The organism is Pseudomonas sp. 31 R 17 (genome assembly GCF_900004915.1).
GTDB lineage: Bacteria > Pseudomonadota > Gammaproteobacteria > Pseudomonadales > Pseudomonadaceae > Aquipseudomonas > Aquipseudomonas orientalis_A.
In genome coordinates, this window is sequence record NZ_CVTN01000087.1 from 13,953 (window position 1) to 28,831 (window position 14,879).

At 65.4% G+C, this 14,879-nt stretch carries 3 protein-coding genes; 2 read left to right on the plus strand and 1 reads right to left on the minus strand.

Annotation, left to right across the window (positions count from 1 at the left end; translation table 11 throughout):
- Window positions 1–245 precede the first annotated feature (245 nt).
- Window positions 246–797 carry an RNA polymerase factor sigma-70 gene (locus BFP89_RS26330; protein WP_005789991.1) on the minus strand — a complete coding sequence of 184 codons (552 nt, stop codon included), beginning with the start codon at window positions 795–797 and terminating at the stop codon, window positions 246–248.
- 300 nt (window positions 798–1,097) lie between these two features.
- Between BFP89_RS26330 and BFP89_RS26335 the strand changes: the two genes are divergently transcribed.
- Window positions 1,098–1,850, plus strand: a complete 753-nt coding sequence (locus tag BFP89_RS26335) for a thioesterase II family protein (RefSeq protein ID WP_065888365.1) — start codon at window positions 1,098–1,100, stop codon at window positions 1,848–1,850.
- 51 nt (window positions 1,851–1,901) lie between these two features.
- A complete protein-coding gene (locus BFP89_RS26340) occupies window positions 1,902–14,798 on the plus strand; it encodes a non-ribosomal peptide synthetase (protein ID WP_065888366.1) in 12,897 nt (4,298 codons plus the stop codon).
- Window positions 14,799–14,879 lie beyond the last annotated feature (81 nt).

Genomic DNA, 14,879 nt, shown 5'->3' on the forward strand with positions numbered 1-14,879 from the left:
GGCTAACCCGGCGTCCTGCCGGGTTGCCCACGGATTCAAGCCTGCGTTCGGCCAGCGTGGTTTAACGGGGCGCCTGAGATCAAGATCAAAAGCGCGGCGGCCTTGGAGCCGACCGGTATTTTGTGTCGATCCCGGTCCAAATGTGGGAGGGGGCTTGCCCCCGATAGCGGTGTGTCAGCTACAACAGAGCTGGCTGACACACTGCATCGCGGGCAAGCCCCCTCCCACAGTGGTTTGTGTTTTGTTCAAACCCTGCGCGCAAACGTATCGCTGTGGCTGCCCGACACTTTGCGGCAGTGCACCAGCGCATCGCGGATCATGAAATTCACCAGTGTTGGCGAGACCCCGAGTTCCTTGGCGATGTCTTTCTGCGGCACGCCGTGCAGGCGGTACATCTCGAAGGCGTAGCGGGTGCGCTGTGGCAGTTCGGTCAGGGCGTCGGCGATGTTTTCCAGGGTGTTGAAATTGATGTGGGAGGTTTCCGGTGAAGCGCCGTGGATAACCACATTCAAGCCTTCCTCTTCGGTACCGGAGTATTTGAGCTCCAGGGCCTGCTTGCGGTAGTGGTCGATCGCCAGGTTGCGCACGATCTGGAACAGATAACTCAGTTGTGCCTTGAACGAAGAGGTGATGGTCGGCGCCGATTGCAGCCGAAAGTAGGCGTCCTGCACCACATCCTCGGCACGGGAACGGCAGCCGGTAATACGCGCCGCGATCTTCACCAGAATCAGTCGATTGTCGACGAATGCCTGGAGAAGGGGTGAGTCGCACCTGCCTGTGGATACTTGTTCCGTCATGGAAATCACCTTGTTGCAAAAAGGTTGGGGGAGGGCGTCCCTGCTGAGGCCTCCTACACATCGGGCAACAAATTATGCTGAATGATAATGATTGTCAAATGAGAAGGCGAACTAATCTTATGCCTTTGGGTAAGGTGTGAACCGCGTCTCGCTTGTCCCCGGCGACTAATTATTTGCCGGGGCCGTCCGTTCTTCTGGGTGAAAGGTTCGTTGGCAAACGGCCAGGGATCAGCACCCGCAGGAGGGCGAAATGGGTTTTTATCGTGCACACAGCGTGGTTCAGCGTGGAGTTCTCGGGTGATGAGTACCCCAACGCCGCTGCGCCTGTTTTGCCTGCCCCATTCGGGCGCCAGTGCCTCGGTCTACGCCCGTTGGCGCCGCGTGTTGCCGGACTGGTTGCAGGTATGCCCGCTGGAACTGCCGGGACGGGGCATGCGCATGGGCGAACCGCTGCAGCGCGATATCAAGGCCCTGGCTGCCCAGCTCGCCAATGAAATCAGCCGCGACCTGAATGGCCCTTATGCGTTGTTCGGCCACAGCCTCGGCGGCCTGCTGGCGTTCGAGCTGGCGCATGCCTTGAACGCGCGCAATGTGCCGGCGCCGCTGGCGTTGTTTGTCTCCGGCACCGCCGGCCCGGCGCGGCGCGATGTCAGCGACTACGCCATCGAAAAAACCGACGCACAGTTGATCGCCCGCTTGCGCGAGCTGCAGGGCACTGCCGAAGACGCCTTGGCCAATCCCGAGTTGATGCAGTTGATGCTGCCGATCCTGCGCGCCGATTTCCTGCTGTGCGGCAGCTTTACCTATGGCGAACGCGAGCCGCTGGACGTGCCGATCCATGTCTTTGGCGGCAAGCAGGACAGCGTGCGCGCCGACCAATTGCTCGACTGGCAGCTCGAAGCCGCCAGCGGCTTTTCCCTCGACATGTTCGAGGGGCATCACTTCTTTCTCGTGCAGCACGAAAGCGTCGTGCTGCGCTGTATGCGGCGCTATGCCGAGGCCCACCTGGCCCGTTGGCGCAGTGGCGCGGCGCGCCAGCGCGTCGCCGGCTGAACCTCACCGATTTCCCGAATTTCCCGTAAGCCGATTTCAGGCAGGAACCCCATGATGGACGCCTTCGAACTTCCCCGCACTCTGGTCAAGTCCCTCCAGCGCCGTGCCGCGCAGACGCCGGACCGTCTGGCCCTGCGCTTTCTGGCCGAGTCCGCCGAGCACAGCGTGGTGCTCAGCTACCGTGACCTGGACCAACGCGCGCGCACCATCGCCGCCGCCTTGCAAGCCGATGTCGCGATGGGCGAGCGCGCGGTGCTGTTGTTTCCCAGTGGTCCGGACTATGTCGCGGCGTTCTTTGGTTGCCTGTACGCCGGGGTGATCGCGGTGCCGGCTTACCCGCCGGAATCGAGCAAGCGCCATCATCAGGAACGCTTGCTGTCGATCATCAGCGATGCCGAGCCGCGCTTGCTGCTGACCATCGCCAGCCTCGCCGATGGCCTGGCGCAGATCGAAAACGCACCGCCGCTGTTGAGCGTGGACACCCTCGACCCACAGCTTGCCGACCGTTGGCTCGCCCCCGAGCTGCAGCCCGACGACATCGCCTTCCTGCAATACACCTCCGGCTCCACCGCGCTGCCCAAGGGCGTGCAAGTCAGCCACGGCAACCTGGTGGCCAATGAAGTGCTGATCCGCCGCGGCTTTGGCATCGACCTCAACCCGGACGATGTGATCGTCAGCTGGCTGCCGCTGTACCACGACATGGGCCTGATCGGCGGCTTGCTGCAACCGATTTTCAGCGGTGTGCCGTGCGTGCTGATGTCGCCGGCCTACTTCCTGGCGCGGCCGCTGCGCTGGCTCGAGGCGATCAGCGAATACGGCGGCACCATCAGCGGTGGCCCGGACTTCGCCTACCGTCTGTGCAGCGAACGGGTCAGCGAGTCGGCCCTGGAGCGCCTGGACCTGAGCACCTGGCGCGTGGCCTATTCCGGTTCCGAGCCGATCCGCCTGGACACCCTGGAACGGTTCGGCGAAAAATTCGCCGCCTGTGGTTTCAGCTCGAATAATTTCTTCGCCTCCTATGGCCTGGCCGAAGCGACCTTGTTTGTCGCCGGTGGCCGCCGTGGCCACGGCATCCCTGCGTTGCACCTGGATGCGCAGGCGCTGGCCGCCAACCGCGCCGAGCCGGGGCAGGGCAGTGCGGTCATGAGTTGCGGCACCCATCAGCCGGACCACGCCGTGCTGATTGCCGACCCCCACACGCTCAGCGCGTTGGCCGACAATTGCGTGGGCGAACTCTGGGCCAGCGGCCCGAGCATTGCCCACGGTTACTGGCGCAACCCCGAAGCCAGCGCCCGGACTTTCGTCCAGCACGCCGGCCGGACGTGGCTGCGCACCGGCGACCTGGGGTTTATCCGTGACGGTGAGGTGTACATCACCGGGCGCTTGAAAGACCTGCTGATCGTACGCGGACACAATCTGTACCCGCAGGACATCGAGCAAACCATCGAGCGAGAGGTGGAGGTGGTGCGCAAGGGCCGGGTGGCCGCCTTTGCGGTAAATGACCACGGTGTGGAAGGCATCGGCATTGCTGCGGAAATCAGCCGCAGCGTGCAGAAAATCCTGCCGCCCGAAGCACTGATCAAGGCGATTCGCCAGGCAGTGGCCGAGGCCTGCCAGGAGGCGCCGTGCGTGGTGGTGTTGCTCAATCCGGGCGCGTTGCCGAAAACCTCCAGCGGCAAGGTACAACGGGCGGCGTGTGCGCTGCGCCATGCCGATGGCAGTCTCGACTGCTATGCGCAGTTCCCCGACCTGCAAGCGCCAGCCAGTGACGCCGCGCTGGAATCGGTTCTGCAAAACCGGATCGCTGCGATCTGGTGCGAGCAACTGCAGGTGCCGACGGTCGCCGCCGATGATCACTTTTTCCTGCTCGGCGGCAACTCCATCAGCGCGACCCAAGTGGTCGCGCGCCTGCGCGAAACCCTGGGCCTGGAGCTGAACCTGCGCCTGCTGTTCGAAGCGCCCACCCTGCAAGGTTTCGCCGCCAGCATCGCGCGCCTGCAACAGGACGGCGGCGTTGCCCAGGGCGCGATGGCCTCGGTGTCGCGCCAGGACGACCTGCCGCAATCCCTGGCCCAGAACCGCCTGTGGATCACCTGGCAACTGGACCCGAACAGCAGCGCCTACACCATCCCCGGCGCCCTGCGCCTGCGCGGCGAGCTGGACGAAGACGCCGTGCGCTCAAGCTTCCAGCAGTTGATCCAGCGCCACGAAGCCTTGCGTACACGCTTTTACGAGCGCGATGGCCAGGGCTTTCAGCGTGTCGAGGCCGCGACGGATTTCGCGCTGCAGGTCATCGACCTCAGCGACTTGGCCGATGCCGAGCGCCAGGCGCGTGCGCAGCAGGTCCGCGAAGATCAAGCGCGTACCCGGTTCGACCTGGAGAAAGGCCCGCTGCTGTGGGTCACCCTGGTGCGTCTGGACGATGAGGACCATCAACTGCTGGTGACGTTGCACCACATCATCGCCGATGGCTGGTCGCTGAATATCCTGATTGACGAGTTCTCGCGCCTGTACGCCGCTGCCGTCCAGGGCCAGAGCCTTGAGTTGCCGCCCCTGACCCTGCAATACGCCGACTACGCCAGCTGGCAGCGCCAGTGGCTGGCCGCCGGCGAAGGCGAGCGACAGTTGGCGTACTGGAAGGCGACGCTGGGGGACGAGCATCCGCCCCTCAACCTGGCCACCGACCACCCACGCTCGACGCAGGCGCGCAACAGCGCCGCGCGGCATACCGTACGCCTGGACGCGTCCCTCAGCGCCGCGATTGGCCAGACCGCGCGCGCCCATGAATCCACCCCGTTCATGCTGCTGCTGGCCGCGTTCCAGACCCTGTTGTATCGCTACAGCGGCCAGCGCGATATTCGCATCGGCGTGCCCAATGCCAATCGCCCGCGCCAGGAAACCCAAGGCCTGGTCGGTTTCTTCATCAACACCCTGGTGCTGCGTGCCGAGCTTGACGGGCGCATGCCGTTCAACCAACTGCTGGCCGCGACACGCCAGGCTGCATTGGACGCCCAGGCCCATCAGGACCTGCCGTTCGAGCAACTGTTGGAGGCCTTCCCCCAGGCGCGTGAACAGGGCCTGTTCCAGGTGATGTTCAACCACCAGCAACGTGACCTGAGTGCCTTGCGCCGCCTGCCGGGCCTGCTCGCCGATGAGCTGCCGTGGCACAGCCGCGAAGCCAAGTTCGACCTGCAACTGCACAGCGAAGAGGACCGCAACGGGCGCTTGAGCCTGTCGTTCGACTACGCCGATGAACTGTTCGACAGCGCCACCCTTCAGCGCCTGGCCGAGCATTACGTCCACCTGCTGCAAGCGGTCTGCGCGCAACCGCAGCACGCCGTGGGCGAACTGGAACTGAGCGCAGAGGACGAGCAACGCCCATGGAGCCAGGCGCCGTGCGCGCCGGCCCGGCAATGGCTGCCCGAACTGCTCAACCTGCACACCGCGGACACCCCGGCGCTGGTCTGGCAGGACGCCAGCTTGAGCTTCGCCCAACTGCACACCCAGGCCAACCGCCTGGCCCATTACCTGCGCGACAAGGGCGTGGGCCCGGACGTGTGCGTGGGCATCGCCGCCGAACGTTCGCCGCAGTTGCTGATCGGTCTGCTGGCGATCATCAAGGCCGGTGGCGCCTATGTGCCGCTGGACCCGGATTACCCCGCCGAGCGCCTGGCCTTCATGCTTGAGGACAGCGGCGTGCACCTGCTGTTGACTCAAACCGCGCTGCTCGAACGTCTGCCGACGACCCCAGGCGTGTGCGTGCTTGCCATGGACAGCCTGCACCTGGACAGCTGGCCAAGCCAGCCGCCGGGCCTGCACCTGCATGGCGACAACCTCGCCTATGTGATCTATACCTCCGGCTCCACCGGCCAGCCCAAGGGCGTGGGCAATACCCACGCGGCGCTGGCCGAGCGCTTGCAGTGGATGCAGGCCACCTACCGGTTGGACGCCAGCGACGTGCTGATGCAAAAGGCGCCGATCAGTTTCGACGTGTCGGTGTGGGAGTGCTTCTGGCCGCTGATCAGCGGTTGCCGTCTGGTACTGGCAGGCCCCGGCGAGCACCGTGACCCTCATCGCATCGCGCAACTGGTGCAGGAACATGGCGTGACCACGCTGCACTTCGTGCCGCCGTTGCTGCAGCTGTTTATCGACGAACCGCTGGCAGCCGAATGCACCAGCCTGCGCCGCCTGTTCTCCGGCGGCGAAGCCTTGCCCGCCGAACTGCGCGACCGCGTACTGGCACGCCTGCCGGCGGTGCAATTGCACAACCGGTATGGCCCGACCGAGACCGCGATCAACGTTACCCATTGGCACTGCGCCGTGGACGATGGCGCGCGCTCGCCGATTGGCCGGCCACTGGGCAATGTGATCTGCCGGGTGCTCGACGAGCACCTCAACCCGCTGCCGGCCGGTGTACCGGGTGAATTGTGCATCGGCGGCATCGGCCTGGCGCGCGGTTACCTAGGCCGTGCCGGGCTGACCGCCGAACGCTTTGTCGCCGACCCGCTGGGCGAGGCCGGGGCGCGCCTGTATCGCACCGGCGACCGTGCGCGCTGGAGCCTTGAGGGTGTCCTTGAATACCTGGGGCGTCTCGATCAGCAGGTCAAGCTGCGCGGCTTGCGGGTGGAACCGCAGGAAATCGAAGCGCGCATGCTGGCGGTTCAGGGCATCGCCCAAGCGGTGGTGCTGGTGCGTGACGAGCAGTTGATCGGTTACTACAGCGGCCCTGTCGAACTGGATGCACAGGCGGTGAAAACCGCGCTGGCCGCCCGGTTGCCCGAGTACATGGTGCCTGCCCACCTGATGTACCTGGATGCCATGCCCTTGAGCCCAAGCGGCAAGCTCGACCGCCGCGCATTGCCGCAACCGGTGTGGCAAACCCGCGAACACGTCGAACCCGAGACGCCGTTGCAGCAGCAGATTGCGGCGATCTGGCGCGAAGTGCTCGGCCTGCCGCGTATCGGCCTGCGCGACGACTTTTTCGCCCTGGGCGGCCACTCGTTGCTGGCCACGCAGATCATCTCCCGTACTCGTCAGGCCTGCGACGTCGAGCTGCCATTGCGCACCTTGTTCGATGCCAGCGAGCTGGGCGATTTCGCCGCACAAGTGGGCCTGATCCAGGCGTCGGGCCAACGCAACCAACAGACCGCCATCGCCAAGGTCGACCGCAGCGCGCCGGTGCCGCTGTCCTATTCCCAGCAGCGCATGTGGTTCCTCTGGCAGATGGAGCCGGACAGCCCGGCCTACAACGTCGGTGGCATGGCACGCTTGCGCGGGGTGCTGGATGTGGGGCGTTTCGAGGCAGCCTTGCAGGCCCTGATCATGCGCCACGAAACCCTGCGCACCACCTTCCCGAGCGTCGATGGCGTGGCCTGTCAACACGTCTGGCCGCAGACCAACCTGCGCATGGACTGGCAGGACTTCTCGGCACTCAGCGAGACCGAGCGCCAGCAACGTTTGCAGCACCTGGCCGATCAGGAAGCGCATACGCCGTTCAACCTGGAACGCGGGCCGTTGCTGCGCGCCTGCCTGGTCAAGGCCGGCGAGCAGGAACATTACCTGGTGCTGACCCTGCACCATATCGTCACCGAAGGCTGGGCCATGGACATCTTTGCCCGTGAACTCAGTGCACTGTACGAAGCCTTTATCGACGAGCGCGACTCACCGCTGGCGCCGCTGCCGGTGCATTACCTGGACTACAGCGTGTGGCAACGCCAATGGCTGGAATCGGGCGAGCGTCAACGCCAGCTGGATTACTGGACCGCGCAACTGGGCCGCGAACATCCGCTGCTCGAACTGCCCGGCGACCGCCCGCGCCCGGCGGTGCAAAGCCACCGCGGCGAGCTGTACCGCTTCGACCTGAGCGATGCACTGGCCGCCCGCGTACGCGCCTTCAACGCCGAACAGGGCCTGACCCTGTTCATGACCATGACCGCTACCCTGGCCGTGTTGCTCTACCGCTACAGCGGCCAGACCGACCTGCGCATCGGCGCGCCGGTGGCCAACCGTATCCGCCCGGAAAGCGAAGGGCTGATCGGTGCGTTCCTCAACACCCAGGTGTTGCGTTGCCAGCTCAATGGGCAGATGAGTGTGGCGCAGTTGTTCGAGCAGGTGCGTCACACCGTGATCGAAGGCCAGTCCCATCAGGACCTGCCGTTCGACCATCTGGTGGAGGCGCTGCAACCACCGCGCAGCGCGGCATACAACCCGCTGTTCCAGGTGATGTGCAACGTGCAGCGCTGGGAGTTCCAGCAGAGCCGCCAACTGGCCGGCATGACCGTCGAGTACCTGGCCAACGATGCTCGCGCCACCAAGTTCGACCTCAACCTGGAAGTCACCGACCTCGACCATCGCCTGGGTTGCTGCCTGACCTACAGCACCGATCTGTTCGACGAGCCGCGCATCGCCCGCATGGCCGCGCATTGGCGCAATTTGCTGGAAGCACTGATCGATAATCCGCACCAACGCCTCAGCGAACTGCCGTTGCTCAGCACCGCCGAGCAGCGCGCCCTGCAGGACAGCCTTGGGGTTGAAGCCGGAGAGCATCGTCTGGACCAGTGCATCCAAACCCTGTTCAGCCGGCAGGCGCTCAAGCGCGCAGACGCGCCGGCGCTGACCTTTGCCGGTGTGACCCTTACTTACGCCGAACTCGACGCCCGCGCCAATCGCCTGGCCTGGATGCTGCGCGAACGTGGCGTCGGCCCGCAGGTGCGGGTCGGCCTGGCGCTGCCACGCTCGCTGGAAATGGTCGTCGGCCTGCTGGCGATCCTCAAGGCCGGCGGCGCCTACGTGCCGCTGGACCCGGAATACCCGCTGGACCGCCTGCACTACATGATCGGAGACAGCGGCATCGGCCTGCTGCTCAGCGATGCGGCGATGTTCCAGGCCCTGGGCGAGCTGCCGCACGCGCTGGCGTGCTGGTGCCTGGAAGATGACGCGGCCAGGCTGGAAAATTATCCGGCCGATGAGCTGTCGTTTATCAGCCTGGCGCAGCACCAGGCGTACCTGATCTACACCTCCGGCTCCACCGGCAAGCCTAAAGGCGTGGTGGTGTCCCAGGGTGAAATCGCCATGCATTGCCAGGCCGTGATCGAGCGCTTCGGCATGCGCCCGGACGACTGCGAACTGCACTTTTATTCGATCAACTTCGACGCCGCCACCGAGCGCCTGCTGGTGCCGTTGCTCAGCGGTGCCCACGTGGTATTGCGCGCCCAGGGCCAATGGGACGCCGAAGAAATCTGCGCGCTGATCCGCAGCCATCGCGTGAATATCCTCGGGTTCACGCCCAGCTACGGCAGCCAGTTGGCGCAGTGGCTGGCCACGCAAGAGCAGACCTTGCCGGTGCGCATGTGCATCACCGGCGGTGAAGCACTGACCGGTGAACATCTGCAGCGTATTCGCGCGGCGTTCCAGCCTGAGCTGTTTTTCAACGCCTATGGCCCGACCGAAACCGTGGTGATGCCGCTGGCCAGCCTGGCGCCGCAACAGGTGGAGGAGGGCGCCGCCAGCGTGCCGATCGGCAGCATTGTCGGCGCGCGCGTGGCGTACATTCTCGACGCCGACCTGGCCCTGGTGCCGCAGGGCGCGAGCGGCGAGTTGTACATCGGCGGTGCGGGCCTGGCTCAGGGCTATCACCAGCGCCCCGGCATGACGGCGGAGCGCTTTGTCGCCGACCCGTTCACCGCCAATGGCGGGCGCCTGTACCGCACCGGTGACCTGGTGCGCCAAGGTGCCGATGGGCAGGTGGAGTACCTGGGGCGTATCGACCATCAGGTGAAGATTCGCGGTTTCCGCATCGAATTGGGCGAGATCGAAACGCGCCTGTTGGAGCATGCGGCGGTGCGTGAGGCGGTGGTGCTGGCGCTGGATTCGCCGAGCGGCAAACAGCTGGTGGCGTACCTGGTCAGCGACGCCGAGCAGGGCGCCTTGCGTGATGCGGTGAAAGCCCACCTCAAGGCGCACTTGCCGGACTACATGGTGCCCGCCCACATAATCGTGCTCGACAGCATGCCGCTGACCGCCAACGGCAAGCTCGACCGGCGTGCCTTGCCGCAGCCCGATCCTGAAGCGAACCGCCAGGCGTACGTGGCACCACGCAATGCGCTGCAAAGCACGTTGGCGGCCATCTGGTGCGCGGTGCTGAACCTGCAGCAAGTCGGCCTCGACGATAACTTCTTCGAGCTGGGCGGCGATTCGATCCTGTCGATCCAGGTGGTCAGCCGTGCGCGGCAGGCGGGCATTCATTTCAGCCCGCGTGACCTGTTCCAGCACCAGACCGTGCACAGCCTGGCCGCCGTCGCCACGCGCGTCGAGACGTTCAGCGCCGAGCAAGGTGTGCTCACCGGCCGCTCGGGCCTTACGCCGATCCAGCATTGGTTCTTCGACTCCGACATCCCGGCGCGCCAGCACTGGAACCAGGCCCTGGTGCTCAAGCCGCTGCAACTGCTCGAGCCGCATCGCCTGGAGCAGGCCCTGCTGGCGGTGCTGGAGCATCACGACGCGCTGCGCCTGAGCTTCACCCGGCGCGATGCCCAGTGGCACGCCGAACACCTGGGCGTGCCCCAGGGCGGCGTATTGATGCAGGCGCAGGTGCGCGACATGGACCACTGCACCGCGCTGTTCACCGACACCCAGCGCAGCCTCGACATGGCGCACGGCCCGCTGCTGCGCGCCCTGCTGGTGGACGGCCCGCAAGGCCGGCAGCGCCTGCTGATCGCCATCCATCACCTGGTGGTGGACGGCGTGTCCTGGCGCGTGTTGCTCGAAGACCTGCAAACGGTCTATCGCCAACTGAGCGCAGGCCAGTCCGTCAGCCTGCCGGCCAAGACCAGCGCGTTGCGCGACTGGGCCGCACGTTTGCAGGCCTATGCCCATAGCGAATCCCTGCGCGAAGAGCTGAGCCTGTGGCAGGCGCAACTGGCGGGCCCGGCGCTGGCGTTGCCGGTGGATCGCCCACACGGCGCACAGCGCCAGCGTGACGCCGAGACCGTCAGCGTGCGCCTGGATGTCGAGCGCACCCGGCAGTTGCTGCAACAGGCGCCGAGCGCCTACCGCACCCAGGTCAACGACCTGCTGCTGACCGCCCTGGCTCGCGTGCTGTGCCGCTGGAGCGGTCACGACGCGGCGTTGATTCAACTGGAAGGCCACGGCCGCGAAAGCCTGTTCGATGACATCGACCTGACCCGCAGCGTCGGCTGGTTCACCAGCGCTTATCCATTGCGCCTGACCCCGCAGGCGGAGCCGGGCGATTCGATCAAGGCAATCAAGGAGCAACTGCGCGGCGTGCCGCACAAAGGCCTGGGCTACGGCGTGCTGCGCTACCTGGCGGACGACCCGTGCCAACGCAGCCTGGCCTCGCTGCCGAGCGCCGACATTACCTTCAACTACCTCGGCCAGTTCGACCAGAGCTTCGGCGCCGACGCGCTGTTTCATCCGCTGGAGGAATCCGCCGGCCTTGCACACGATCCCGATGCACCGCTGCCCAATGCGCTGAGCGTCGACAGCCAGGTGTATGGCGGTGAACTGGTGCTGCGCTGGACCTTCAGCCGCGAACGCTACGATCAGCAAACCATTGGCAAACTGGCCGAGGCCTACCTGACCGAACTGCAGGACCTGATCGCCCATTGCCTCAAGGACGAATCCGGTGGCCTCACGCCGTCCGACTTCCCGCTGGCACGGTTGACCCAGGCGCAACTGGACAGCTTGCCGGTAGCGGCCGGCGCCATCGAAGATGTCTACCCGCTGACCCCGATGCAAGAGGGCCTGCTGCTGCACACCCTGCTGGAACCGGGCACCGGCCTGTATTACATGCAGGACCGCTACCGCATCAACAGTGAACTCGATCCCGAGCGTTTCGCCCAGGCCTGGCAGGCGGTGATCGCCCGCCACGAAGCCTTGCGTGCCTCGTTCTGCTGGAACGTCGGCGAAGACATGCTGCAAGTGATCCACAAGCCCGGCAGCACGCCGATTGACTACCTGGACTGGAGCGCCGACCCCGAGCGTGAGCACGAGCCGCGTCTGCAGGCGCTGCTCAAGGCCGAGCGCGAGGCCGGGTTCGATCTGCTCAACCAGGCGCCGTTCCACCTGCGCCTGATCCGCGTGGGCGAAGCGCGCTACTGGTTCATGATGAGCAACCACCACATCCTTATCGATGCCTGGTGCCGTTCGCTGCTGATGAACGACTTCTTCGAGCTCTACCAGGCGCTTGGCGAAGGGCGCGACGCGCAACTGGCCACGCCGCCGCGCTACCGCGACTACATCGCCTGGCTGCAACGCCAGGACCTGGACGAAGCGCGCCAGTGGTGGCAGCGCAACCTGCAAGGTTTCGAGCGCACCACGCCGATCCCGAGCGACCGGCCGTTCCTGCGCGAACATGCCGGCCACAGCGGCGGCATGGTGGTGGGCGACTGCTACACCCGGCTGGATGCCCGTGACGGCGCGCAACTGCGCGAGCTGGCCCAGGCGCATCAACTCACCGTCAACACCTTCGCCCAGGCGGCCTGGGCCTTGGTGCTGCGGCGCGTGAGCGGTGATCGCGACGTGCTGTTCGGCGTCACCGTGGCCGGGCGTCCGGTGGACATGCCCGAGATGCAACGCACCGTGGGCCTGTTTATCAACAGTATCGCGCTGCGGGTGAAGCTGCCTGCCGATGACCAGCGGTGCAGCGTGCGCCAGTGGTTGAGCGGTTTGCTCGACAGCAATATGCAACTGCGCGAGTACGAATACCTGCCGCTGGTGACTATCCAGGAACACAGCGAACTGCCCAAGGGCCAGCCGCTGTTCGACAGCCTGTTCGTGTTCGAAAACGCCCCGGTGGAAACCTCGGTGCTCAGCCATGCGCAAAGCCTGAATGCCACCTCCGATTCCGGACGTACCCACACCAACTTCCCACTGACCGCCGTGTGCTACCCGGGCGATGACCTGGGCCTGCACCTGTCCTACGACCAGCGCTACTTCGATGAAACCACCGTGCAAGGCATGCTCGCCGAGTTCAAGCGCCTGTTGCTGGCGCTGGTGCAGGGCTTCCATGGCGACATGGCCGACCTGCCGCTGATCGGCGAGCAGGAGCGCGCGTTCCTGGTGGACGGCTGCAACCAGAGCGAACACGACTACCCGCTGGCGCGCAGCTATGTCGAGTTGTTCGAGGAACAGGTGGCGCGATATCCGCAGCGTATCGCCGCCAGTTGCCTTGGCCGGCAATGGAGCTATGAGGCGTTGAACCGACGCAGTAACGGCCTGGGGCATGCGCTGATTACCGCCGGTGTCGGCCCGGACCAACCGGTGGCGTTGCTGGCCGAGCGTAACCTGGAGTTGCTCGGCATGATCATCGGCAGCTTCAAGGCCGGTGCCGGCTACCTGCCGCTGGACCCTGGCCTGCCGGGCCCGCGCCTGAGCCGCATCATCGACCTGAGCCGCACGCCCTTGCTGGTGTGCACCGAAGCGTGCCGGGAACAGGCCATCGAACTGCTCGACGGCGTCGACTGCCAGTTGCTGGTGTGGGAGGAAATCCCCGCCCGTGGCGAAAACCCGGGCGTCTATAGCGCCCCGGACAACCTCGCCTACGTGATCTATACCTCCGGCTCCACCGGCCTGCCCAAGGGCGTGATGGTTGAACAGCGCGGCATGCTCAATAACCAGTTGAGCAAGGTGCCCTACCTGCAACTGAGCGATGCCGATGTGATCGCGCAGACCGCTTCGCAAAGCTTCGATATTTCCGTGTGGCAGTTCCTCGCTGCGCCGCTGTTCGGCGCGCGGGTGGATATTGTGCCGAACGCCCTGGCCCATGATCCCCAGGGCTTGCTGGCCCACGTCCAGGCACACGGCATCACCGTGCTGGAAAGCGTGCCGTCGCTGATCCAGGGCATGCTCGCCCAGGACCACATTCGCCTCGACGGCTTGCGCTGGATGCTGCCGACCGGTGAAGCGATGCCGCCGGAACTGGCGCACCAATGGCTGCTGCGCTACCCGCAGATCGGCCTGGTCAACGCCTACGGCCCGGCGGAATGCTCGGACGACGTGGCGTTCTACCGCGTCGACCTGGCCTCGACCCGTGGCACCTATCTGCCGATTGGCACGCCCACCGACAACAACCGTCTGTACCTGTTGGACGGCGCGCTGGAGCTGGTGCCCCAAGGCGCCGTCGGCGAATTGTGCGTGGCCGGCACCGGCGTCGGTCGTGGTTACGTCAGCGACCCGCTGCGCACCGCACCGGTGTTTGTACCGAACCCGTTCGGCGCACCGGGCGAGCGCCTGTACCGCACCGGCGACCTGGCGCGCCGGCGCAGTGACGGCGTGTTGGAGTATGTCGGGCGGGTCGACCACCAGGTGAAGATTCGCGGCTACCGCATCGAACTGGGTGAAATCGAAGCGCGCCTGCACGAGCAACCCGAGGTGCGTGATGCGGCGGTCGGCGTCCAGGAGGGCGTCAACGGCAAGCACCTGGTGGGCTACCTGGTGCCGGTTGATGAAAGCTTAAGCCCAAGCGAACGCCTGGACCGTATCAAGCAACGCCTGCGCGCCGAACTGCCGGAATACATGGTGCCGCTGCACTGGCTGTGGCTCGAGCGCCTGCCGCTCAACGCCAACGGCAAACTCGACCGCAAGGCCCTGCCGGCCCTGGACATCGGCCAGTTGCACAGCCAGGACTACCTGGCGCCGCGCAATGAACTGGAAACCACCCTGGCCGCGATCTGGGCCGAAGTGCTCAAGGTTGAACGGGTAGGGGTGCAGGACAACTTCTTCGAACTGGGCGGGCATTCGTTGCTGGCGACACAGATTGCGTCACGGGTGCAGAAGACGCTGCAGCGCGATGTGCCGCTGCGGGCGATGTTCGAATGCAGCACGGTGGCGGAGCTGGCCGAATATATCGAGGGCCTGGAGGGCAATGAGATCAGTGCCGAGAAGGTGGATCGCTTGAGTGATTTGATGGCGGAGCTGGAGGGGTTGTGAGACGGCCACTGGTCTGGAATATCGAGTTTTTCCAGCAGAACTGTCAATTCTGACAGTAGGCAGGATTCCTGATCCACGTGT

Excerpts from the sequence above, each read along its gene's own strand:
- BFP89_RS26330 (WP_005789991.1), bottom strand. The coding sequence starts at position 797 with ATGACGGAACAAGTATCCACAGGCAGGTGCGACTCACCCCTTCTCCAG.
- BFP89_RS26335 (WP_065888365.1), top strand. The coding sequence starts at position 1,098 with ATGAGTACCCCAACGCCGCTGCGCCTGTTTTGCCTGCCCCATTCGGGC.
- BFP89_RS26340 (WP_065888366.1), top strand. The coding sequence starts at position 1,902 with ATGATGGACGCCTTCGAACTTCCCCGCACTCTGGTCAAGTCCCTCCAG.